The sequence below is a fragment of the Nostoc sp. UHCC 0251 genome (genome assembly GCF_034932245.1).
In the GTDB taxonomy this organism is placed as follows: Bacteria; Cyanobacteriota; Cyanobacteriia; order Cyanobacteriales; family Nostocaceae; genus Nostoc.
The window spans coordinates 1-22,222 of sequence record NZ_JAYGHD010000296.1 but is presented as its reverse complement, the minus strand read 5'-3'; the positions used below and the strand labels follow the sequence as shown (position 1 = coordinate 22,222).

Below are 22,222 nucleotides of genomic sequence, written 5' to 3'. Positions count from 1 at the left end.
TTGCGGTAAATTAAGAACTTAAAAGTGTTCACATAGTGTAAAATTGCAGATAAAGAATAAATAATTTATAAAATTTTCACAACCTGCCTATATCTTTAGGTAGAAATAATCTACAAAGATTTCAGTTGGTAGTCGGAGCTACAGCAACTGGGGATCAGGCAATGCTAGGCTTGGCTGGTGTAATGTAAAATTGTGGCGTAAAGCTCCTCAGCAGTTATGGCTCAAATATTAGATCCTCTACCACCTGAGCAATCGGGGAAAATTCTCTGCTGCTACATCAATGCCACCAGCAAAATACAGGTAGCTCGCATCTCCAATATTCCCAACTGGTACTTTGAAAGGGTTGTTTTCCCTGGACAACGTTTAGTGTTTGAAGCTCCGCGAAAAGGTCAAGTGGAGATTCATACAGGGATGATGGCAAGTGCAATTTTATCCGATAAAATTCCGTGCGATCGCTTAATGCTCGACGAACCCAGTACCTATGAGTTTGATACAGACTCATCAGATGAAAAAGACCTTATTAGTACCAGACCTATGGTGCAGCAAATTAATACAAGAATCGGAGATACTACAAAACCCTTACAAATTGTTGGTTGAGCATCGGTTGATTAAAAAAAAATTTTTACTAAATTTAAGGGTTGCTAATTCAGCAACCCTTTTTGTTTATTATTTATTGGGGATTGGGGATTGGGCATTAGTTATTCTTTTTTTCCCTTGTTCTCCTTATCTTCCCCTGCTTCCCCTGCTCCCTCATCTCCCCCATCTCCCTCATCTCATCTACAATCATTCTTATGAATCTGCCTTCATTTCTTTGGTTGTGGAAAATAGCCGCCTGGTCAATGGGGTTGTCCCTGTTGGCATATGTGATGTTAGCAGTCACCGGCGTTTGGATGTTTCGGGCGAGAACTTCGCAGCAATTCCCTTTCATTACCCAATTTATGGGCGGAAATAGAGAGGTGCGATCGCTCCACTATACAATGGGCATCAGCATGGTAAGTTTAGTGCTACTACTGCTAGCGATCGGCATTGTAGGCACTTTAGGTCACTTTGGTTCTTTAGGTCACTCGTCACATTTAGTTGCTGGATTGATAGTAGTAGCATTAGTTTTACTATCTGCTTTCAGTGCAACGCAAATTAGTGCCAGACGACCTTGGGCTAGACCCTTACACATCGGCGTAAATATTATTTTATTTATAGGATTTGCCTGGGTATCCCTTACTGGTTGGATTGTGGTGCAAAAGTATTTACCCTAAAGAATTACGAATTACGAATTATTAAAGTGGCATAGCTTTTGCGCGACAGGCGAAGTAGGACATAGACCTACCCTACAATGAAGAAAAGCATTGTAATTGAGCCGTGATAGCAAACTCAGCCAATATTTCAGCTTCTGTTTTTCGTCTATCTCCTTTGATTCGGATGACGCTGCTGAGTCTATACATAGCACTCACAGTTCCATTACCCTTCTTATCGCAGGTAACAGCTGCACCCGTACCCCCAGAATTATTGTGGATAGGAATTAGCATCGGCTTAGTTGCCTTGTATGCTGTATTGACTGAACAAGTAATGGTAGATGACGAGGGAATTCAGGTTACTTACCCCGCCTGGGTGCCTCGCTTTTTTCGTAAAGGCTGGCTTTTACCTTGGTCACAAGTGAAAGAGTTAAAACCCCGCACCACTGGTCAAGGAGGAATAGTTTATTACTTCCTCAGTCAGGATGGAAAAGCTTATTTATTACCGATGCGTGTAGCTGGATTTGCCCGTTTCGTGGAAATTGTCCAAGCAAAGACGGGCATTGACACCACAGATGTTCGCCCTTTAGCACAGCCGTGGATGTACTTGATTTTACTAGTATTCACACTGCTGTTACTATTGGTCGATGGCTGGGCGATCGCTACAGCCTTAACTACTGCACAATTAACTTAAAATTGCTATGGGGCATGGGGCATTGGGCATGGAAAAGAGGCAGAGGGGAAAACTCTTCTCCCTTGTTCCCTGTTTCCTCCTCCCCCTGCTCCCCCTGCTTCCCCATCTCCCCACTCCCTACTCCCCACTCCCTTGAATACAGCAAAAGCCACACTCAGGCTAGAGCAAGTTAATCTATTTACGAAGCTGAAAACCCAACTTCCAGGCAATCAGCAAGGATACCCCATATTGCAAGATATTTCCTTGGAGGTATTCCAGGGCGAAGGACTTGCCATTGTAGGGCCCGTTGGTGCTGGGAAAACTTCGTTATTACGCCTTATTAACCGCCTAATTGAACCCACGAGTGGCAAAATCTATTTAGAAAACCAAGAATATCGCCAAATTCCCGTCGTCCAACTACGCCAGATGGTTGTACTTGTATTGCAAGAAGCAAAGCTGTTGGGGATGACAGTTGGGCAAGCCTTGGCTTATCCTTTAGTTTTGCGTGGTTTGTCCAAACAGACAATTCATCAACGAGTCAGTCACTGGACAGAACAACTGCACATTCCCAGTGAATGGTTGGGAAAAACGGAGGTACAACTTTCTGCGGGACAACGACAACTAGTAGCGATCGCTCGTGCCTTAGTCATCCAGCCTAAAATATTATTATTAGACGAGCCAACCTCTGCCCTAGATGCTGGTACTGCTTCTCATCTAATGCAAGTCTTAACCCAGTTGAGTCAAACTCATCAAACTACGATTTTGATGGTAAATCACCAACTAGAACTAGCCCAGATGTTTTGCACTCGGTTGTTACATCTACAGCAAGGTCATTTATTGGCAAATCAAAAATCCTCTGAAATAAACTGGGTCGAATTACGAGAAAGCTTAATTCAAGCAGAAGCTCAAGACGATTTTGGATTTTAGATTTTAAATTGGTCAGCAGACAGGAGTCAGGAATAGTTATTTTACTCCCCCTCACCCCAATGCCCCATGCCCGATTCACACTTGACTACTACTCAGTGTCGAACGTTGATTACTAAATCTCTCTCTAGCTAACTTTGTTGTTTGTGATTGTGAAATATTGCTATTCAAAATTTCCATGTTAAAACGGTATCCTACATTGCGGATAGTTTGAATCAAGTTGGGTTGGCGAGGGTCAAGTTCAACCTTTTTCCGCAGCGATAAAACGTGAGTATCAATAGTACGAGGGTTATCGATAGCGTCAGGCCAAGCACGGCGCAGCAATTCTGACCTACTCAAAGGTACTCCCCCAGCTTGTGCCAAAACGTACAGCAAACTGAATTCTTGGGGTGTTAAGTCGATAAACTCCCCCTGGAAGCGGACCCGGCGCTGAACTAAATCGATTTGCAAAGTGCCATAATCCAAATAAGCTGGTGCAGTAGGTGTGCGCTTCCGACGAATCAGTGCCTCTACCCGTGCCAAAAACTCTTGCATCCCAAAAGGTTTGCTCAGATAATCATCTGCACCCGCTTTTAAACCTGCGACGATATCACCTTCACTATTACGGGCAGATAGCATTAAGATTAGAGGCTGCTGTTGACGATGTAACCACCGACAAAACTCAATGCCATCACCATCAGGCAGGTCTGCATCCAAGACGACCAGTGTTGGTTGATGACTTAAAAATACTTCCCTTGCTTGATAAATGCTGGCTGCTTGATGCACACGGTATTCTAGTTGTTGCAAGTGCCAACCCAGCAACGACCTCAGATGGGGATTCCCCTCAATGATTTCTATACAAACCGAACCCACAGCGGCAAGACCCCTTAGCGTCGATGACTTTCAAAGTAACAAGCTCATCTCTAAGGTTTTGTAGCCTTTGTTACTTCAATAGCTATTAACTTTACATTTCCTAATAAAAAGAGTATTAATATTCTTAATTTATGCCTTGCCGATAGGCGATTAGAAATATCCTTAAATTTTTATTAAATTTCTCACAAGTGTTGTTAAACTTATTAAAAGTTCTTTTAGCTTAACATTCTGCTTTTAGATGAGTATCATGTGGCAAATATCTATAATCCAACTAGCTAACCGCTACTACACCAGCTTTTAAACCTGATGGCAAAAGTGGATATTATCTTGCAGAAACTAGTCCCTATACCCACGAATATATCACCAATATACTTGGGTTGTGGACTATGAAAATCATAAAAATAACTTAGCAGATAACTAGAATCTATGTTTTCTGGAATAGGATTAAAGTATGCTGTAGTTGCTAGGAGGGTACTGCCCAAAGTAGATGTATTGACTTTGAGTTAATGTCAAAGTGAAATTACAGTTCACTTTTAAGCGTAAATCATTTACAATTCTCATTCCAAAGAGTTTAATACAGCAGTTATGCTCCAAGACACACAAACTATCCGCTATTACCAAAGACTCACCGACGCCTTCGTCGAGTTATGGAATCGCGGTTATCGCACGGATGACATGCGGATGTATTTGGATGGATATCTAGCCGCACTACGACATGGCAACATTCTTGAACCTATCTTGATTCATCGCCTAGAAGAGGAAGCCAGCCGCTACTTGTACGATGGATCAAATTTCGCAGTGCCGCAACCACAGCCACAACCCGATTACTACTAAGTAATATTTACCTAGTCATTCAGAGTAACCGTTAATTACCGCAGATGATCATAGCATATTATCTGTATTGGTCAACTGGTGCCGTGGTGTGAGATTTTGGAGATATTTCTATTGTATTGATAAAACGTATCCCCTCAGCCCCATATTGGTCTTGCCAATGCGGCTGAGGGGATTGTCGACTATGCCTCAATACGCTTGGGTTAAGGGCTAATTGTACAAAATTGTGGGTTTTCGAGACGCGATAAATCGCCGTCTCTACAAGTGTTTTGATCTTATCTGAATTGTATTGGACTATGCCTGAAATCAATTCCAACACATATTCAAGTGTTTTGGTCACAAACCCATTAAAAAACCCTTGAAAGGACAGAGAAATTTCAAGGGCATTAAATTAAAAGTGGCAAATTGCCTTAATTGCGTCTGGTTTGCGTAAAGAAATATTACGACGAGGCTAGTGCTACTTCTACCTTTTCTTGCAACTCACCTTTTTGGTACATTTCAATCAAAATGTCAGAACCGCCAACGAATTCACCATCGATATACACTTGGGGAATTGTTGGCCAGTTAGAGTATTCTTTGATTCCCTGGCGGATTTCAGAGTCTGAGAGAACGTCAATTGTCTCGAAGGGAACTCCCAAGGTATTGAGAATCTGCACAACGTTGTTGGAGAAACCACATTGGGGCATTAACTTGTTTCCCTTCATGAAAACCATAATCTTGTTCTGTTGTAGCAAGTTATCAATTTTCTCTTTGAGTTCTGGCGTCATGGTATTTGTGTTTCCTATGTTACATTCAACAATGACGAGTGAGAAGTTAAAAATTCATAACTCCTAACTCCTAATTCCTAACTCTATGTTTACGAAGCTGGTGTTGCTTGCCAAGATTCAGGAGTATATGTTTTTACTGCCAAGGCATGAATTGCTTCAGTTGACATAGCTTGCCCCAAAGCACCATAAACTAACTGGTGCTGTTGCACTAGTCCCTTACCTGCAAAGTGCGATGAAACTACTGTTACCTGATAGTGGTCACCGCCACCAGTCAAGTCTTGCACCTGAACCTGGGCGTCTGGCAGTTCCGCCTTGATCATTGCCTCAACCTGCTGCGGACTAATCATCGCTGTTCCTGAAAAAACTTACTTTTCTATTATTAACAGATATGGAGCAATGGCTGTGCCAAGTTCAGGTTTTGGCAAGGCTAGAGATAAATGCAGCTCAGAGGTGGATTTTGAGGACGATCGCTCGAAAGCTACGGTAGATAATCCTATCCTAGCACTGGACACGTTCTCAAGCTGCTCAGAGGGAGGCAAAGCAGGAGGAGCAGGGGAAAAACAGACAAGAAAAATTTAATTTATTTTTTTTGAGGTGGGGAAGATGAAGCACTACCTCCTCTAGGATAGGGAGAATCAACAAAACCCAATTCAAACAACTGTTGATAGGCTTTCTTACCTAAATCCCGCGTCGGGTTCTGACTTTTAATTATTTGAACCAACAATGGCACAGCTAATTCTGGCTGATTTTGTGCTCGATGTACCAATGCTAGCTGAAAGGTGGCTTCATCTCTCTTCTGGGCTGTTAATAGAGCTTTTTGACGCTGAGAATCAGAAACTCTATTGTCAATTCCCGAAAAACTAGAGTTTAACTCTTGATAAAAATTAGATAGCTGATTATAAACCTGACGTGCTTCTTGCAGTTTCTTAGCAGCTAAGGGGTAATTTTGAGCAGAAACTGCTTGTTCTGCATCTTTCACAAGACGATCGCCACCTTGAATACTCAAAAGACTGTTACTTTGGGTTATGGGGCGTAGATTATTGGGATCGTTGGGATCGATGGGTTGTGGGCTAGTAGTGCCTGGTGACTGTGATACCTGAGCATTTACAGGTGATAGCAGACTGAGGACTGCTATGACTGATAAAAAGGTACGGCGCATCAAGGTAACAGCGACAGCAGTGTTCATGGGGTCAAGTAGTGCAACGACTATACAGAAAAGTTATGGAAACTTCGGGTATCTTAACTCTGTTTTGGTCTTGGGCAAAGCAAAGCCGCATCCTAAGTTTCTTTGATTTAGACTGAAAATCGGTTTAATAGAGTTCCCATTGCTGCTGTATACTAATTAACTAAAATCGTTGCTATGAGCGATCGCGTTAATTCCTCTGATTTTTTAATCTTCGGTTTACCAGCAATTAGCTTGGGAGTAGTTTGACAAGGCGCTGGCGAAAAGTTGATTTGAGAAAAGGATCTTAGACTACTTCACCACTTCACCATCTGTCTGGCTACCAACTTTCCTCCCCAATAATTATCTCAGGTTAAGTGAGATATTTGACACGAGAATCTTTCCAAAGCACTGCTTGAACTATTTGCGATCGCTTCCAGCGGGCGTGAAACGCCATCGCACCAAACTAGTTAAACAAGGCGATGTCCCCAGTTCGCGCTTCCCAAAATTTTATTTTTACCAGTCATGTTTACAAAATCAAGGAAAATCCAAAGATTTTCCTTTAACTGACTGACCAAATAGTAAGAATATTTATTATCTACCAATTCAGTAGCTTGCAAACAATGATGGGCTATTTGCTCCAAAAAATGCCAATTTGGCTAAATATCCCGTCAATAGAGGCTAATTTATATATAACATCCTCAAAAATTGCAAAATACCACTAATCTTTTGTTACTGGCTCAGAATGAATATAGCAGTTGGTGTCAAACCTTAAAAACGTGCAGTTTCTTAATTATGCACGGTTAATGGTCAATGGTTAAGAGCCAATTTTGGGACTCTTGACATTTGACTACATCAAGAATTAGTAATTTCTGCAAATGCACGATTAGTAATTTTTGTTTCTTGATGGCTTAATTGTTGCATTGCCTTTGCCAAATCAGCTGTGATGTTTTTGGCATCTTGTTTTATACAGCCACTCATATAATCCGTAACTCTGATTGCGGAGCCAATGTGAATACTCACATCTGTACCCCAATTTGGATAAGGTTGGCTGTAATTAATACCTATAGGTATAATTTTCACTCCCAGCTTGGAATGGCTAGATTCAGCACTCAAAGCAAGACGGGCAATTCCTGGCTTCAACTGATGAACTTGGCCATCACGAAAAATGTTACCTTCTGGAAAGATGACCAAGGTTTTTTTCTGCTGAAGTAACTCAACTCCATGTCGCAGCGTGCGGATTGACGGATGCTTAGAATTTACAGGAAACCCCCCCAAACGTCGGACAAACCAGCCTTGCAAACCTTGGCATTCGTCAATAGTCACCATAAACCGCAGGTCTTGTTCTGTCCGACAATCAGCGGTAGCGTAGGGTACGAGCAATGCATCCCAACGCGCCCGATGAGTAGGCGCGAAGATCACAGGCCCAGTTGTAGGGATATTTTTTTGTCCGGTTATGCTAATTTGCCCAAAGAATAATGGTAATAAGCAGTGACGCCCTAATAAATATGCCAGAGGACTTAACCAAGGAGAAACCCTTGAGGTAGTACCAGTCACCTGATAATTTGCTGGTGTGCGCTGGCAGGTATCGGATGAAGAGTAAAATTCCATCATGACGGATGCAGCTGATTGACGGGTAAAAATTTAACGAAAAGCTGATTAGTTACACCGTAGATTCTCTTGCGTGACTTGTGTTGTAGTAGATGGACAGTTTTACCTCTGTCCGTTAGTTTACTGTACGCCGTCTAAGAGTAAACCAAGTCTGTAGTTGTTCACGACAAGCTGACTCTAGAACGCCTCCGATTACTTGTAAGCGGTGATTAGAAGCAGCGCTATGGGGTATGTTAATAGCTGTACGAATTGCGCCAGTTTTTGTATCGTCTACTCCATATACGAGTAGTCCTAGTCGCGCTTGGACGATCGCACCTGCACACATCGGGCAAGGTTCAAGAGTTACGTAGAGGGTACATTCATTAAGATGCCAATTTTGTAAAGTTGTTGCAGCTCTCTTGAGAGCCAGAATTTCCGCATGAGCGGTAGGGTCTTTGTCGCGCTCTTTTCTGTTTTCTCCTTGTGCTAGCAATTTGCCTGTTGAATCGATGATAACAGCACCTACAGGGACTTCACCTGCATCACCTGCTACTTTTGCTAATTCTAGGGCATAACTCATCCATTGTTTATGTATAAGATAATCTGCATACCTACTTAGCATATACTTATCAATACAAAAATTTTAAAATTATGCTCGCCTTTGGACGAGCGAGACACTGATCCTACAAGAAAGAAAAAGTATATAGCTTGCAGACTAGAAGTCTTGTCATTACCTACATTTGACAATCCCCGCTTCGTTGTTATCCCGCCTCGGAATAAATTCCAAGGCTAATAGCTAAAGTCCACTCAAGTGGACTGAAATTTTTGTTTAGTCCTCTTAAGAGGACTTTAGCTATTAGCCTAGAACTTAAGTTCTAGGCGGGATGTGCGTCACTGCAATACTTTAACTGTTACAAAAATGGGGGTAATGACAATGACTAAAAATCTGAAGCTAAATAGCAGCTTGGGCTAAAAGGGAATCGAGTTGATTTTGTGTGTCTAGTTGATAAAGATCGTCGCAGCCGCCAATGTGCTGGTTATTGATAAAAATTTGCGGTACAGTACGGCGTCCGTTAGCGCGTTCTGCCATTTTAGCTCTGGCTGCTTCGTCGCCGTCGATTTTATATTCGGTAAAATTTACACCTTTCCACCACAGCAGCATTTTGGCACGGATGCAGTAAGGGCAAGTTTGCCATGTATAAAGTTCGACGTTGGCTTTGACTCGCTCTGGATGGCGATTTAAGAGGGGATTAAGAAAGTCCAGCATGTTTATATTAAGCAAAGTTTTAACTACGTCTCTAGCCTAGATCATTGCTTACCGCATCGGCGCTGGAACCCACTTTTGAAAACCCTCTAAATGATTCCAGTAAGCTAAATATCCCGTCAAAGCCCAAATTAGAGCGGCTACTATCAACACTGCTACGCCAATTAACCGCCAGGTTCGGTTGGTTTTCCAATAGAGAGTTGGCGCTGCAAAAACACCACCTAATCCGGTTAAAATAAAGCCGATTCCTGATAAAAGCGGCTGGCGCGTCAAATTCAAGTTGATGATGCGGATACCCACTACGATCGCAACTGCACCAGCAAAAAAGCCGTAAATTGCGATTGTCGATAAATCCCAACCTTGAGCAAGTGCGATCGCAGCCGCAACAAATAAGATTCCAAATAGGACACTTGTCTCACCAAAGGCAATATTAAAACTACCAGTAACTGGCCAGGTGAAGCTCATGTGTAAACCAGTTGTGAGTGCGATCGCACCCGTAATTCCAAAACCGGGAATCCACTGTCTTTGGTTAGAACTATCTATACCACGATACACATAGTCAGCCAGTAGAAATAGCCCAGCTACCATGTTGATTAACATGAGTGTGATGTAGTCGATAAACACGATTAACCTCTTAATTTGACAAGCTATTTACTCTGTGCCTCGTTTTTCAGTTTTTAGGGAATTCACCAGCTTTTTTCTTCATTATTTTATACCTACAGAGAAACACTGAAGAAAAACAATGCTCTAGATATAGACTGCTACCCATTTGTGGCAGTGCTTAATTTAGTTATTTTTAAACACGCTTTATACTGGAGTAGTAAGAGTAAAAAAGCAAGATGTCTTAACTGGCACTTTTCTAACCAGTTAGCAGCAAAACTTAACTTTCTTCCACGTGTATCCGCCCTTTGGTAGACTTGAAGACTGAAATAGCCAGATAAAGCGGCGGAAATTCAAGCAGTTGAGAGGGCAGACTCTGTGGAAAATACACTTGGGTTAGAGATTATTGAAGTAGTAGAGCAAGCCGCGATCGCATCCGCAAAGTGGATGGGTAAAGGCGAAAAAAACATCGCTGACCAAGTAGCTGTGGAAGCTATGCGGGAGCGGATGAATAAAATCTATATGCGGGGTCGCATTGTGATTGGGGAAGGCGAACGCGACGACGCGCCTATGTTATACATCGGGGAAGAAGTTGGTATTTGTACCCAACCAAATGCCTCAGCTCTGTGTAACCCTGATGAATTAATCGAAATTGATATCGCCGTTGACCCCTGTGAAGGTACGAACTTGGTAGCTTATGGACAACCTGGTTCGATGGCTGTCTTGGCAATTTCTGAAAAGGGTGGATTATTTGCTGCTCCTGACTTTTACATGAAGAAGTTAGCAGCACCTCCCGCAGCTAAGGGCAAAGTAGACATCAACAAGTCAGCTACAGAGAACCTGAAGATTCTCTCTGAGTGTCTAGAGCGCTCTATTGAAGAACTCGTAATCGTAGTCATGAAGCGCGAACGCCACAATGATTTAATTAAAGAAATCCGTGAGGCTGGAGCCAGAGTCGCCCTAATTTCAGACGGAGATGTGGGTGCAGCTATAAGCTGTGGTTTTGCTGGAACTAATATCCACGCGCTGATGGGTATCGGTGCGGCTCCTGAAGGTGTAATCTCGGCAGCAGCAATGCGTGCTTTGGGTGGACACTTCCAAGGTCAACTGATTTACGATCCAGCAGTCGTAAAAACAGGTTTGATTGGAGAAAGCAGAGAAGCCAATATTGATCGCTTAAAGTCTATGAATATCAATGACCCCGATAAGGTCTATGATGCTCATGAACTGGCATCTGGTGAAACTGTTCTGTTCGCTGCTTGCGGCATTACTGCTGGTAATCTGATGAATGGTGTACGTTTCTTCAGCGGTGGAGCAAGAACTCAAAGCTTGGTAATTTCCAACCAATCGAATACGGCTCGATTTGTTGATACAATTCACATGTTTGGTAAACCCAAGACTCTCCAACTGAACTAATTTTTAGGGAATGGGGAATGGTAAAAGTAGGGGCGAAGCATTTGGAAATATATCTTTCTATAAAATGAGAAATAATTACGAAAATGCTTTACCCTTACATGTAGTTAATAGTTAGTAGTTAGTGATTAATAGTTGTTTGTTGCTGGGAATAACTACCAACCAATAAACAAAAATTCCCCATTCCCTATTCTCACTCAATGCCCTATTTTCAACTACCAACTAGTAACTACGATTTAGCAAATGAATATAGCAGTGGTGGGGTTAAGTCATAAAACAGCCCCAGTAGAAGTCCGGGAAAAACTGAGCATTCCAGAACCACAAATTGAAAGTGCGATCGCTCAACTGGCCAGCTATCCCCATATAGATGAAGTTGCAATTCTTAGTACTTGTAACCGTCTAGAAATTTACATTGTTACCAGTGAAGCAGACCAAGGTATCCGGGAAATAACGCAGTTTCTTGCGGAATACAGTAAATTACCCATGCTTTCTCTACGACAACACTTATTTATGCTGCTACATGATGATGCAGTGATGCATGTTATGCGGGTAGCCGGTGGTTTAGATAGTCTGGTACTTGGAGAAGGTCAAATTCTGGCTCAGGTGAAGACTACTCACAAACTGGGGCAGCAATATAACGGTATAAAAACCATTTTGAATCGATTATTTAAACAAGCGCTGACAGCTGGTAAGCGGGTTCGCACTGAAACTAGTATTGGTACTGGCGCTGTCTCTATCAGTTCGGCTGCTGTAGAGTTAGCGCAGATAAAAGTGGCAAATTTAGCAGCTTGCCGAGTGGTAATTCTGGGTGCTGGTAAAATGTCGCGGTTGCTGGTGCAACACCTAATTTCTAAAGGTGCTGTAGAAATTAGTATTGTAAATCGCTCTCGCGATCGCGCTCAAGAATTAGCAAAGCTGTTCCCTCAACAACCGATCCAAATTCATCCACTATCGGAAATGATGAGCGTAATTGCTGATAGTGATTTGGTGTTTACAAGTACTTCGGCAACAGAGCCAATACTTGATCGGGCCAAATTAGAAATGGTTTTAGAAGTTCAGCGCTCTTTAATGTTATTTGATATTTCTGTGCCGCGTAATGTTCATGCGGATGTAAATGAATTGGAAAATGTGCAGGCGTTTAATGTGGATGATTTGAAGGCAGTAGTAGCGCAAAACTACGAAAGCCGTCGCAAGATTGCACAGGAAGCAGAGAAACTTTTAGAAGAAGAAGTGGAAGCCTTTGATATTTGGTGGCGCAGTTTAGAAACTGTTACCACTATTAGCTGTCTGCGAAATAAAGTCGAAACCATCCGCGAACAAGAGTTAGAAAAAGCTTTGTCGAGATTGGGTTCAGAATTCGCCGAAAAACATCAAGAAGTGATTGAAGCATTAACACGGGGAATTGTCAATAAAATTTTACATGACCCGATGGTGCAATTGCGATCGCAGCAAGATGTGGAAGCTAGACGGCGCTGTATGCAAACTCTGCAAATGCTATTTAACCTCGATGCAGAGGAACAATTTAGTTAAATTTAACAACAAGTAAGATCCCCGACTTCTTAAAGAAGTCGGGGATCTTAGCTTTCAATTAGATATACTTCTAAGGGGTTTATGGGCGTATGACATAAACCAGAACTTTAAAATGGTAATAGAATCAAAAAATTAGCCGCACAATCAATCATAGTTTGTATTTTTATGCAGTTAGAAACACAAAAATTATATTACACACCTGAAGAGTATTTAGAAATTGAAGAAAAGGCAGAATACAAAAGCGAATACCGGGATGGAGAAATTGTACCGATGACGGGTGGCACTACAAATCATAATAAAATTGCTTTGAATTTAGCTGCATCCTTAAAAATTGCTTTAAGGCGTAAAAATTATGATGTTTATATTGGTGATGTGCGTTTATGGATACCCCGTTATCGGCAGCACACGTATCCCGATGTGATGGTGATTGAGGGACAACCTATTTATACGGGAACTAGCACAACAACAGTGATGAACCCGATGTTAATTGCTGAAGTTTTATCTAAATCGACTAAAAACTATGACCAAGGTGATAAGTTTCTTTATTATCGCTCTATTCCCGAATTCAAGGAATATATTTTAATTGACCAATATCAGTATCACGTGATGCAGTATGTAAAAACTGCGGAAAGTCAATGGTCATTCACTGAACTTGAGCATGAATCTGCGATTTTATCACTGCAAACGGTTGATTTTAAAATTGAATTGCGCGACCTTTACGAGCAAGTTAATTTTGCAAACAATAATGAAGATTGAAAAAAGAAATTTTATAAAAGTATTGTGCACAATCATCTATCGAACTGGGATTGTAATTATGAACTCTGTACCCTCTCCTGGTGATGAAATGCACTTTAACGAGCCTCCGTGTTTTTCGGTAATTATCTGGTAGCTAATTGACAATCCCATGCCAGTACCTTTGCCAACTGGTTTTGTAGTGAAAAAGGGGTCAAATAGACGAGACTGGATTGCTTCTGGAATTCCTGTGCCATTATCAGCAATATGAACAACGACATTTTCATTCACCTGGGCTGAAGAAATACGAATTATTGGTTCTGGACAAAGCCCGTTTTGAAAAGCCTCTTCTAAAGCATCAATGCCATTTGCCAAGATATTCATAAATACTTGATTCAATTGTCCTGCAAAGCACTGAATTTTAGGGATGTCAACATACTCTTTAATCACTGTAATTTGAGGGCGATGACCTTGGGATTTGATCCGGTGTTGTAAAATTAATAGAGTGCTGTCAATTCCTTCATGGATATCAGCAGTTTTAAACTCGGCTTCATCTAAACGAGAAAAGATTCTTAAACTAAGGACAATTTCCCGGATGCGACTGGCTCCAATCTTCATGGAAGTCAACATTTTAGGCAAATCTTCTGTTAAATATTCAATATCAGCTTCTTCTTTAGCTTTTTGAATTTCTGTTTCTGGGTAGGGATAATGTTTTTGATAAAGTTGAAGTAACCACAACAACTGTTGTGTGTAATCATCAGTATGCTTAAGATTACCGTAGATAAAATTAACTGGGTTGTTGATTTCATGAGCAATACCAGCAACCAACTGTCCTAAAGAAGACATTTTTTCATTCTGGATTAATTGGGACTGGGTAAGCTTGAGTTCTTGTAAAGTTTGCTTGAGAACGATATTTTTTTGTCGTAGTGCTTGGGTTCGCTCTTCTATTTTTTCTTCTAGTGTTTGGCTGTAAACCTCTAGCTTTTGATTTGTTTCATATTGTTCTATTAGTAGTTGCTTTACCTGTTGAATTAACTTATTAAAAGAAATGGCTAAGATTCCAACCTCGTCTTCAGTTGTTACGGGAGCTTGGAGATCAAAATTAGATTCTTGGGTAACTCTTTGTGCCACCTGTGTAACAGCTTTTAAGGGACGAGTAATTGTTCGCGCAATTAAAAATCCAGTAACTGCTAAGATACTGCTTCCCAACAAAAACAAGAGTCCTAAATGCTCCCATAACTTATATTGAGCAACTTCTAACAACGATATGGAATATAACACTGTAGTTGTTAAAGACTGACTTGCTCCTGTAAATACAATGCTTTTGGCTAAATAATTGTTGTTGTCAATAGTGATTCGTCTAGCAGGCAAATTAGGAGGAGGAAATTGCCAAGTTCCACTTTTGGCTGCCAACAAAGTTGTCGCAATGACGCGATTTTGTCTCTGGATAATCAACTGTTTAGAGGAACCCGCAGCAATTTTTTGCAGTAGGATATCGTCTACTAAGTCACCAATGATGATTCCTCCCAAAAGTCCTGCTGATGATTTGATCGCATTTGTTACTACTTGTAGAACCTGTTGCTTGCCTTCTACATCTACCAAGTCAACTAAATGCGCTCCTCTACTAGCAGTGCTGGTAACTACTTCGTCTAAAAACTTGGCTTGAGTTAACGAGTTGTTCCGTAAATCTAGGAGGACATTTCCCTGAGTATCGACTACCTTAATCCAATCCAATTTTAAAATAGACTTCAGTGGTAGTAATATCTGCAAAAGCAATCCTTGATCACGCTGTTCAACAGCTTGATTGAGCATATCTCGATTAGCAATTAGCTCAATTTCAGTTTCTAGTGTTTGCTGTTTATACTGAAAATCTTGATAAACTCGTTCAGCAAAACTTTCAGTTTGTTGGCGGAAATTTTGATTCAAACTATCCGTAAACCAATTTCCTAGCACTACCAAACCCAGCATGAACACGCTAAGACAAACTGCAAGCAGTGGTAGAACAATTTTTTGGCTGAGTCTCAGCCCCCTGAAAAATCTCTGCATGGCACATTCAACAATAATTACTAATTCGTAATGGGCTACGCTTTGCTGCGTTAACGTAATTCGTAATTACGAATTGTTAATTTAGTTGGCAGGAACAAAGCCATTATTTTGTAAGAGTTTTTCACCTTCCGAGCTAAAGATAAAATCAATAAAACCCTGAGTAGATTCTGAAGGTGCTTTTTCCCAGAGAATACCTATGTGACGCACCATTGGGTATTGGCCACTCGCGAAGTTTTGCGCTTTGGGAACAACACCATTGAGACTAAGATGATTGACAGGCAATTCATTGATAAGGGAAGAAGCCAAAGAAAAAGCGCCGATGGAATTAGGAGTATTTTGTAAGGTTTCCATTAATTCTCCCTCTTTATTCAAAATCACGGCTTTAGTTGTGGTCTTCTCTGCTCCCAAATAATATTTTCTCAATAATTTTTTCGCTGATTCATCTTCAGGTCTATCCAACAGTACAATGTTTGCATCAGCACCGCCTAATTCGCGCCAATTTTTGATGTCACCTTTGTAAATTGCTTTTAATTGCTTGGTTGAAAGGTTATTAACTCCTTTGACACTGTTGTGGGTGGCGACAAGTAACAAATCTTTTGCCAGTTCCCGATATTGAACTTCACCGTTATCATCTTCTGATTTGGGTTTTTGACTGCTACCGGCGATATCAATAATATCGTTTTTTAGGGCTGCGATCGCTCCTTCAGATTGGCTATTGGATACAAACTCAATTTTGACAGTTTTATTTTTGGATTGATAAGCTTTTGCTAAAAGTTTTAAAACTGTTACAGTTGAACTGGAACTACCAATTTTGATAATTGTTTTGGCTTGAGAATCAGTTTGGTTAATAACTTGATTAGAAGTTGTTAGATCCGTCGATTTTACTGAGTTACAACTGCAAAGTCCAAGAAGGACGATTCCGATAATTATTGAGTCAGCAAATTTTTTCATAAGTGAGTGTTGAAATATCAAAAATCCGATATCTGTTCTAAGCTTTCATAGCTTAATATTCCCGAATATTTATAAAATGTAACGGCAAACTTAAATTACTCGTGATCAACAAGTTACCCGATTTCTTTGAGACATCGGGTAACTGTAGCGTTCATGAGAAAATATATTTTTAGCTCACAAATTATTTTCGCAAACAATACCAGTTAAATTAATGATTGCAACATATCCTTGGGTAAAGACGCGATGAATCGCGTCTCTACAAATGGTCTATTTGTCGCATTCTTTTTTCAAATTGGTATTTGTGTTTCTTCCTCGGTAAAGATAGGAGGTCAATACGGTTCAGTTAAGGGCTATTGGCAAAAATTTTGGGTTTTCGAGACGCGATAAATCGCCGTCTCTACAAGTGTTTTGGTCTTATCTGAACTGTATTGCTTTATGGGTAGAATATTTTGAATTCTGACTCCTGAATTCTGACTCCTGTTTTATTTGCCCAAATAAGCTTCTAAAACTTTGGGATTAGTTTGAATTTCTGCTGGTGTACCGTCAGCCAAATTCTGTCCTTCGGCAAGTACCCAAACACGATCGCACAAGGACATAACCACATCCATATTGTGTTCAATAATTAAAAAGGTCATCCCATCTTGGCGGTTCCAAGTGATAATGCGATCGCAAATATCATCAATCAGTCTCGGATTCACCCCAGCAGCTGGTTCATCCAACAAAATTAACTTGGGATTAGTCATTAACGCCCGTCCCATTTCCAGCAGCTTCCGTTGTCCACCAGACAAGCAACCAGCATAATCGTGCGCTTTTTTTGCCAAGCCCACTGATTCTAATAGGAACATTGCCCGCTCTTGCAGTTGCTTTTCTTCCTTAGCCACGATGTGCGGTTGCAATTGTACTTGCCAAAAATTTTCACCCGTTTGTTTTTGCGCCGCCAGCAGCATATTTTCTAACACCGACAACCGCGAGAGAGTCCGTGCAACCTGAAAAGTGCGGATTACTCCCTGCTGGGCGATTTGATATGGTTGCAAGTTGTGAATCGGTTCGCCGTCAAAAATCACTCGTCCCTTATCTGGGCGAATGAAGTTGGAAAGTAAGTTAAATAAAGTAGTTTTACCAGCACCATTGGGGCCAATCAAGCCCGTAATGCTGCCTTTAGCAACTTCGATTTTTGCTTCATTAACGGCTCTGATACCACCAAAGCTTTTAGAAAGTCCAGTGGCTACCAAAAGGGGAAGTGGCGATGACTGGTTATTTACCAAGAGTGAGTTCCTCCTTTTTCCCTAAGATACCTTGAGGACGCCAAATCATCAGTACCATCAAAATTAATCCGATTATCATGATCCGAAATGCACCCAAACGCGCTTCATCAAGGGTAACGATTCGGGGTAAGACTTCCCGTGTCAGCGCATCGTAAGCAAAGAAAATTACTGCACCTAAGATTGTGCCAACATTACTACCAGAACCGCCTAAAATCACCATAATCCAAGTGTCAAAGGTGATCTGGGGTTGGAAATTATCAGGGTAAATGGCGCCCAGTTGCCAAGCGAAGAAAGCGCCAGCAAGACCCGCGATCGCACCCCCAAGCATGAGAGATTGTAATTTATACCAAAAGACATTTTTTCCCAGCGCCTTAGGAATTTCTTCATCTTCACGGATGGCTTTGAGAATTCTACCCCAAGGCGATCGCACCAAAATTTCTAAGCGCCAGTATACAAGTGCTAAAACCAACAGCAACACCAGCATTAAACCGGCTTTTGGGTTGTAATTATACAGTCCAATCACCCCAGAAATATAAATCGCTGCTGCCAAAACAGCTAACACAATTCCCACAGCCAAGCGGGATATAAATTCTTGCTTACTAGTCGTCCTTTTGCCTAAATCAGTAGTCCGAGATATTTGGGTGGTGCGAATCCATCGCCACAACGTAAATAAAGTTACATTAAACAGCAGTGTCAAAATCCCAATCATCACTAATCTGACAAACAAATTCGGTTCTGTGGATAGGGGTATGGGATAACTTTGCACACCAAACGCGCCAGAAATCCAGGTGTCACCCACAGGTAATTCCTGGTTATTTACAACCAAACGAATTAATTCACCTGTACCAATTGTGACAATTCCTAGATAATCTTCCCGTAAGCGGAGAGTTGCAAAACCAATTATCAAACCCAACAAGGCGGCGACAATTGCCCCAGCTACTGCCGCTATCGGTAGAGGTACGCCTTTTAAGCTTAGTAATACGGTTGTGTATGCTCCCAGGGTCATGAAAGCAATATGACCAAAGTTAATTAACCCCGTAAAGCCCCACTGTAAATTGAGTCCTAGTGCGAATAGGGCAAAAAGTGCTGTAGAAATTGCTAAGAAAATTAGATAGTCAACCATGTTTTGGAATGGGGAGTGGGGAATGGGGAATGGGGAATGGGGAAAGGGGGAATGGGGAATCGTTATTTTCGCTTGTGCCCTACTCCCTACTCCCTACTCCCTACTCCCTACTCCCTAAGCGAATAAATTTTAGCGTAGCTTGAGCGTAGCTAATTTTGTGGGAATACTACTTATTGTTGGTGTTTGCTGGTATGGAATAATTAACGTATGAATTTGCTGCGACTGAGAATGCATCACTTAATCGAGCAGTTAGCCGATGAAGATTTGCAAGACATTTGGGACGTTCTCGAAGCTTTACATTGTGACTTTTATATGCTTAAAGCGATACAACAAGTTAAGCGATCGCAGCAACCGTGGGATATCTTAACCCATGAAGAAGCGGTGAGACTGTTGATGTTTTTCTGATTCAGCAGCGCTTTAAAACTTGCAAAAGCCTTGATATCCAAAACTTTTGACTTTTAACTTTTGACTTTTAACTTCCGCCTTGCGGTGCGATCCCTCAAATTTTGGTTAAGGTAATGCCTAGTGAATCTGGAAATGCGCTATGCAAGGTCTTTTTTGCTAGACCTGAAGAATTTAGAACCTGCCGCCTACGAGCGGGTGTATGATTTTGTGTTTATTGAGTTAGCCCAAAAGTGGCAACTGAGTGATTTAAAAGAACTACGACAGCTTGATGGTGAGGGCATTTTTCACCGCTTCACCCTAGATAATTATCTGATTGGTATAGAAATTAGGGGTGAAATTGTGAAATTTCTACGTGTAATCCCTATGCCAGATGTTTAAAGTCAAGAGTCAATCAATTTTAGATTTTGGAATTGCGGATTTTGGATTTGTTCCACCCACGTTCGCTTTCTTAGCACGTTCGCGGTAGCGTCTGGTAAAGAAGTGCAGGGCATCAACCGAAATAATTTTTAATCTAAAATCTAAAATCTAAAATCTAAAATTGGCACAGTCAAGCGAACACTTAAAACTGTAAACTGTATAAGGCTAGGCAGGGATCGCTATAACCTTCCATTAAACTGGTTTTTGAGAAAACACTTTATTTGAGATTTCCCTATGGATGCTAGGGCACTTTGGCAACGATACCAAAACTGGTTATATTTCCACGAGGGATTGGGACTGTACTTAGACATAAGTCGAATGCGGTTCGATGATGCCTTCGTGGATTCGTTGCGGCCGAAGTTTGACAAGGCGTTTGCGGATATGGCTCAACTGGAGAAGGGTGCGATCGCAAATCCTGACGAGAATCGCATGGTTGGACACTACTGGCTGCGAAATCCTGATTTAGCGCCAACTCCAGAACTTACACAAGAAATTGTCCAAACCCTAGAACAAATCGAAGCTTTTGCGGAAAAAGTCCAAACAGGTGCTATTCATCCTCCCAGAGCAAGCCGCTTCACGGATATTATCTCCATTGGCATTGGTGGTTCCGCTCTCGGCCCCCAATTCGTCGCGGAAGCTCTCGCTCCTGATTTCCCGCCTCTGAAACTTCATTTTATCGATAACAACGATCCAGCAGGTATCGATCGCGTTATCAATCATCTACGAAATAGCCTCGCCAGCACTTTGGTTTTGGTGATCTCCAAATCTGGGGGAACACCGGAACCCCGGAACGGCATGATTGAAGTTAAAAAAGCTTACGCCGGACACAATTTGGAGTTTGCTCAATATGCGGTAGCAATTACCAGCGTTGATAGCAACCTCGATAAACTAGCCAAAGACGAAGGTTGGCTGGCTAGATTTCCCATGTATGACTGGGTAGGAGGACGCACCTCAGAAATGTCTGCTGTGGGGCTAGTACCAGCCGCATTGCAGGGCATTGATGTTCGCGCCATGCTAGATGGTGCAAAAGAAATGGATGACGCTACCCGCGCCCCAGATGTGAAAAATAACCCAGCAGCCTTGCTTGCTTTGTCTTGGTATTTTGCAGGCAATGGAAAGGGCGAAAAAGATATGGTTGTCCTACCTTACAAGGACAGCTTATTTTTATTTAGTCGCTATTTGCAACAGCTGGTGATGGAATCTTTGGGCAAGGAAAAAGACTTAGACGGCAACGTTGTCCATCAAGGCATCGCCGTTTATGGCAACAAAGGCTCAACAGATCAACACGCTTACGTTCAGCAGTTGCGTGAGGGTGTAGCGAATTTCTTTGCTACCTTCATCGAAGTATTGGAAGATCGTCACGGCCCATCCACTGAAATAGATCCGGGAGTTACATCAGGCGATTATCTTTCAGGTTTTCTCCAAGGAACCCGACAAGCGCTTTATGAAAATCACCGCGATTCAATTACAGTCACTATTCCCCAAGTTAACCCCCGAACTGTAGGGGCATTAATTGCTTTGTATGAACGCGCTGTTGGTTTATACGCTAGCTTAGTCAACGTCAACGCCTACCATCAGCCAGGGGTAGAAGCTGGCAAAAAAGCAGCCGCCTCCATTCTCGATTTGCAAACACGAGTGTTAGCAGTCTTACAAAAAGAAAAAACTCCCATTTCTCTTGATGAACTCGCCGAGAAGGCAGGTGCATCAGAGCAAGTTGAGGCAATTTACAAGATTTTGCGTCATATCCATGCCAATCAGCGAGGCGTGGTTTTGCAAGGTGATCTTCAGAAACCCGGCAATTTAACCGTTTCTGCTAGCTGATAGCTCTAGTCCAAACATCACATTTTGTCCAGAATTGTTGTATCAGCAACAATTTTTTATTGTGAAGCATCCTAGATAGAAGTTTTATCTTCCGTCTAGGATGCTTCGCTGTATAATTCGTAATTCGTAATTCGTAATTTTCTCGTTTTTATGCTCCGCATGGGAACGCATCCATGTGTGCTGCTGACTCACCCGCCTTGAACTTTAGTTCAAGGCTAAAAGCTAAAGTCTACTCAAGTAGACTAAAGATTTTTCGTATATTTAGTCATCTTCAGATGACTTTCACATTAAGTTGACACCTATGCTTAAAACCTTTAGCTACCAAAAAGAGGACTTTTAACACATCCTCTTAATTATGAATTACGAATTACGAATTACTACTTACCAAGAGGCGTTGATTAAAATAGCTTTTGGGTAGGAAGCAGCGATCAAGTAAAAAAGGATTATTAGTATTTTAAAATAAATTAGTCGGCTTATTTCGATGACAGAATGGTGGCACAATTCCCCAGTCTTCTGCTAGCCAAATCCAATAGCCGATTTCAATTCTGCCGTAGTTTGAACCTGTAAGAATCGGGAGCATCCACTTTTGGAAGAAACACCTAATCAGACAGCAAGTAAACCATTAAG

The 22,222-nt window shown here is 41.6% G+C and carries 25 protein-coding genes; 12 read left to right on the top strand and 13 right to left on the bottom strand.

All coding sequences use genetic code 11. The annotated features are described in order from the left end of the window. Positions 1–216 precede the first annotated feature (216 nt). The 4 genes from VB740_RS21610 to VB740_RS21595 all read left to right on the top strand — a co-directional run bounded on the left by VB740_RS21610 (position 217) and on the right by VB740_RS21595 (position 2,829). The gene (locus tag VB740_RS21610) at positions 217–597 is read left to right on the top strand and encodes a DUF1830 domain-containing protein (protein WP_323201967.1); all 381 of its coding nucleotides are present in this window, start codon (positions 217–219) and stop codon (positions 595–597) included. Positions 598–791: 194 nt separating this feature from the next. Then, positions 792–1,253, top strand: coding sequence for a DUF4079 domain-containing protein (locus VB740_RS21605; RefSeq protein ID WP_323201966.1), 462 nt, complete (start codon positions 792–794; stop codon positions 1,251–1,253). Positions 1,254–1,356: 103 nt separating this feature from the next. After that, a complete protein-coding gene (locus tag VB740_RS21600) occupies positions 1,357–1,923 on the top strand; it encodes a hypothetical protein (protein ID WP_323201965.1) in 567 nt (188 codons plus the stop codon). A 132-nt stretch (positions 1,924–2,055) separates the two neighbouring features. Then, the gene (locus VB740_RS21595; RefSeq protein WP_323201964.1) at positions 2,056–2,829 is read left to right on the top strand and encodes an ABC transporter ATP-binding protein; all 774 of its coding nucleotides are present in this window, start codon (positions 2,056–2,058) and stop codon (positions 2,827–2,829) included. A 75-nt stretch (positions 2,830–2,904) separates the two neighbouring features. Here the strand turns inward: VB740_RS21595 and VB740_RS21590 are convergent, their stop codons facing one another. Continuing rightward, positions 2,905–3,678, bottom strand: coding sequence for a response regulator transcription factor (locus VB740_RS21590; protein WP_323201963.1), 774 nt, complete (start codon positions 3,676–3,678; stop codon positions 2,905–2,907). A 585-nt stretch (positions 3,679–4,263) separates the two neighbouring features. Here VB740_RS21590 and VB740_RS21585 point away from each other — a divergent pair. Continuing rightward, positions 4,264–4,512, top strand: coding sequence for a DUF6761 family protein (locus VB740_RS21585; protein WP_190938947.1), 249 nt, complete (start codon positions 4,264–4,266; stop codon positions 4,510–4,512). 437 nt (positions 4,513–4,949) lie between these two features. On the opposite strand, the gene grxD is transcribed toward VB740_RS21585, so the two are convergent. Together grxD and VB740_RS21575 are read right to left on the bottom strand one after the other, a co-directional pair. Next, positions 4,950–5,276 carry a Grx4 family monothiol glutaredoxin gene (grxD, locus tag VB740_RS21580; protein WP_323201962.1) on the bottom strand — a complete coding sequence of 109 codons (327 nt, stop codon included), beginning with the start codon at positions 5,274–5,276 and terminating at the stop codon, positions 4,950–4,952. Between the two features lie 89 nt (positions 5,277–5,365). Then, positions 5,366–5,623, bottom strand: a complete 258-nt coding sequence (locus VB740_RS21575) for a BolA family protein (protein WP_100899811.1) — start codon at positions 5,621–5,623, stop codon at positions 5,366–5,368. Positions 5,624–5,672: 49 nt separating this feature from the next. Here VB740_RS21575 and VB740_RS21570 point away from each other — a divergent pair, with 49 nt between their 5' ends. Continuing rightward, positions 5,673–5,855, top strand: a complete 183-nt coding sequence (locus VB740_RS21570; protein WP_323201961.1) for a hypothetical protein — start codon at positions 5,673–5,675, stop codon at positions 5,853–5,855. A gap of 1 nt (position 5,856) precedes the next feature. On the opposite strand, the gene VB740_RS21565 is transcribed toward VB740_RS21570, so the two are convergent. From VB740_RS21565 to VB740_RS21545, 5 genes are all read right to left on the bottom strand, one after another. Continuing rightward, complete coding sequence (locus tag VB740_RS21565; RefSeq protein WP_323201960.1) at positions 5,857–6,462, bottom strand: hypothetical protein; 606 nt, start codon at positions 6,460–6,462, stop codon at positions 5,857–5,859. Positions 6,463–7,293: 831 nt separating this feature from the next. Beyond that, positions 7,294–8,052 carry a 1-acyl-sn-glycerol-3-phosphate acyltransferase gene (locus VB740_RS21560; protein ID WP_323201959.1) on the bottom strand — a complete coding sequence of 253 codons (759 nt, stop codon included), beginning with the start codon at positions 8,050–8,052 and terminating at the stop codon, positions 7,294–7,296. Positions 8,053–8,164: 112 nt separating this feature from the next. Then, positions 8,165–8,650, bottom strand: coding sequence for a tRNA adenosine(34) deaminase TadA (gene tadA / locus VB740_RS21555; protein ID WP_323201958.1), 486 nt, complete (start codon positions 8,648–8,650; stop codon positions 8,165–8,167). Positions 8,651–8,980: 330 nt separating this feature from the next. Then, on the bottom strand, positions 8,981–9,295 hold the full coding sequence (gene grxC / locus VB740_RS21550; RefSeq protein WP_190892904.1) for a glutaredoxin 3: 315 nt from the start codon (positions 9,293–9,295) through the stop codon (positions 8,981–8,983). A gap of 48 nt (positions 9,296–9,343) precedes the next feature. Then, entirely contained in the window at positions 9,344–9,916 is a 573-nt protein-coding gene (locus VB740_RS21545; protein WP_323201957.1) for a DUF981 domain-containing protein, read from the bottom strand. Between the two features lie 354 nt (positions 9,917–10,270). Between VB740_RS21545 and glpX the strand changes: the two genes are divergently transcribed. The 3 genes from glpX to VB740_RS21530 all read left to right on the top strand — a co-directional run bounded on the left by glpX (position 10,271) and on the right by VB740_RS21530 (position 13,591). Beyond that, positions 10,271–11,308 carry a class II fructose-bisphosphatase gene (glpX, locus tag VB740_RS21540; protein WP_323201956.1) on the top strand — a complete coding sequence of 346 codons (1,038 nt, stop codon included), beginning with the start codon at positions 10,271–10,273 and terminating at the stop codon, positions 11,306–11,308. A 240-nt stretch (positions 11,309–11,548) separates the two neighbouring features. Further along, positions 11,549–12,835 (top strand): glutamyl-tRNA reductase, encoded by a 1,287-nt coding sequence (locus VB740_RS21535; RefSeq protein WP_323201955.1) that lies wholly within the window; start codon positions 11,549–11,551, stop codon positions 12,833–12,835. A gap of 165 nt (positions 12,836–13,000) precedes the next feature. After that, positions 13,001–13,591, top strand: a complete 591-nt coding sequence (locus VB740_RS21530; RefSeq protein ID WP_323201954.1) for a Uma2 family endonuclease — start codon at positions 13,001–13,003, stop codon at positions 13,589–13,591. Positions 13,592–13,627: 36 nt separating this feature from the next. Here the strand turns inward: VB740_RS21530 and VB740_RS21525 are convergent, their stop codons facing one another. From VB740_RS21525 to VB740_RS21510, 4 genes are all read right to left on the bottom strand, one after another. Beyond that, positions 13,628–15,613, bottom strand: a complete 1,986-nt coding sequence (locus VB740_RS21525; protein ID WP_323201953.1) for an ATP-binding protein — start codon at positions 15,611–15,613, stop codon at positions 13,628–13,630. An 81-nt stretch (positions 15,614–15,694) separates the two neighbouring features. Next, a complete protein-coding gene (locus VB740_RS21520) occupies positions 15,695–16,564 on the bottom strand; it encodes a substrate-binding domain-containing protein (protein ID WP_323201952.1) in 870 nt (289 codons plus the stop codon). Positions 16,565–17,046: 482 nt separating this feature from the next. Then, the gene (locus VB740_RS21515; RefSeq protein ID WP_323201951.1) at positions 17,047–17,829 is read right to left on the bottom strand and encodes an ABC transporter ATP-binding protein; all 783 of its coding nucleotides are present in this window, start codon (positions 17,827–17,829) and stop codon (positions 17,047–17,049) included. Beyond that, positions 17,819–18,952 (bottom strand): branched-chain amino acid ABC transporter permease, encoded by a 1,134-nt coding sequence (locus VB740_RS21510; protein ID WP_323201950.1) that lies wholly within the window; start codon positions 18,950–18,952, stop codon positions 17,819–17,821. The genes VB740_RS21515 and VB740_RS21510 overlap by 11 nt, the downstream gene beginning before the upstream one ends. 207 nt (positions 18,953–19,159) lie before the next feature. Here VB740_RS21510 and VB740_RS21505 point away from each other — a divergent pair, with 207 nt between their 5' ends. The 3 genes from VB740_RS21505 to VB740_RS21495 all read left to right on the top strand — a co-directional run bounded on the left by VB740_RS21505 (position 19,160) and on the right by VB740_RS21495 (position 21,595). Continuing rightward, positions 19,160–19,357 (top strand): hypothetical protein, encoded by a 198-nt coding sequence (locus VB740_RS21505; RefSeq protein WP_196509674.1) that lies wholly within the window; start codon positions 19,160–19,162, stop codon positions 19,355–19,357. A 120-nt stretch (positions 19,358–19,477) separates the two neighbouring features. Beyond that, on the top strand, positions 19,478–19,735 hold the full coding sequence (locus VB740_RS21500) for a cytotoxic translational repressor of toxin-antitoxin stability system (RefSeq protein WP_323201949.1): 258 nt from the start codon (positions 19,478–19,480) through the stop codon (positions 19,733–19,735). Positions 19,736–20,008: 273 nt separating this feature from the next. After that, a complete protein-coding gene (locus tag VB740_RS21495) occupies positions 20,009–21,595 on the top strand; it encodes a glucose-6-phosphate isomerase (RefSeq protein ID WP_323201948.1) in 1,587 nt (528 codons plus the stop codon). Between the two features lie 454 nt (positions 21,596–22,049). On the opposite strand, the gene VB740_RS21490 is transcribed toward VB740_RS21495, so the two are convergent. Then, complete coding sequence (locus tag VB740_RS21490; RefSeq protein ID WP_323201947.1) at positions 22,050–22,175, bottom strand: hypothetical protein; 126 nt, start codon at positions 22,173–22,175, stop codon at positions 22,050–22,052. Positions 22,176–22,222: the final 47 nt, after the last annotated feature.

Coding starts and splice junctions, on each gene's coding strand:
- VB740_RS21560 (WP_323201959.1), bottom strand. CDS start 8,052: ATGATGGAATTTTACTCTTCATCCGATACCTGCCAGCGCACACCAGCA.
- VB740_RS21610 (WP_323201967.1), top strand. CDS start 217: ATGGCTCAAATATTAGATCCTCTACCACCTGAGCAATCGGGGAAAATT.
- VB740_RS21520 (WP_323201952.1), bottom strand. CDS start 16,564: ATGAAAAAATTTGCTGACTCAATAATTATCGGAATCGTCCTTCTTGGA.
- VB740_RS21535 (WP_323201955.1), top strand. CDS start 11,549: ATGAATATAGCAGTGGTGGGGTTAAGTCATAAAACAGCCCCAGTAGAA.
- grxD (WP_323201962.1), bottom strand. CDS start 5,276: ATGACGCCAGAACTCAAAGAGAAAATTGATAACTTGCTACAACAGAAC.
- grxC (WP_190892904.1), bottom strand. CDS start 9,295: ATGCTGGACTTTCTTAATCCCCTCTTAAATCGCCATCCAGAGCGAGTC.
- tadA (WP_323201958.1), bottom strand. CDS start 8,650: ATGCTAAGTAGGTATGCAGATTATCTTATACATAAACAATGGATGAGT.
- VB740_RS21490 (WP_323201947.1), bottom strand. CDS start 22,175: ATGCTCCCGATTCTTACAGGTTCAAACTACGGCAGAATTGAAATCGGC.
- VB740_RS21495 (WP_323201948.1), top strand. CDS start 20,009: ATGGATGCTAGGGCACTTTGGCAACGATACCAAAACTGGTTATATTTC.
- VB740_RS21510 (WP_323201950.1), bottom strand. CDS start 18,952: ATGGTTGACTATCTAATTTTCTTAGCAATTTCTACAGCACTTTTTGCC.
- VB740_RS21530 (WP_323201954.1), top strand. CDS start 13,001: ATGCAGTTAGAAACACAAAAATTATATTACACACCTGAAGAGTATTTA.
- VB740_RS21585 (WP_190938947.1), top strand. CDS start 4,264: ATGCTCCAAGACACACAAACTATCCGCTATTACCAAAGACTCACCGAC.
- VB740_RS21575 (WP_100899811.1), bottom strand. CDS start 5,623: ATGATTAGTCCGCAGCAGGTTGAGGCAATGATCAAGGCGGAACTGCCA.
- VB740_RS21525 (WP_323201953.1), bottom strand. CDS start 15,613: ATGCAGAGATTTTTCAGGGGGCTGAGACTCAGCCAAAAAATTGTTCTA.
- VB740_RS21605 (WP_323201966.1), top strand. CDS start 792: ATGAATCTGCCTTCATTTCTTTGGTTGTGGAAAATAGCCGCCTGGTCA.
- VB740_RS21565 (WP_323201960.1), bottom strand. CDS start 6,462: ATGAACACTGCTGTCGCTGTTACCTTGATGCGCCGTACCTTTTTATCA.
- VB740_RS21570 (WP_323201961.1), top strand. CDS start 5,673: ATGGCTGTGCCAAGTTCAGGTTTTGGCAAGGCTAGAGATAAATGCAGC.
- VB740_RS21505 (WP_196509674.1), top strand. CDS start 19,160: ATGAATTTGCTGCGACTGAGAATGCATCACTTAATCGAGCAGTTAGCC.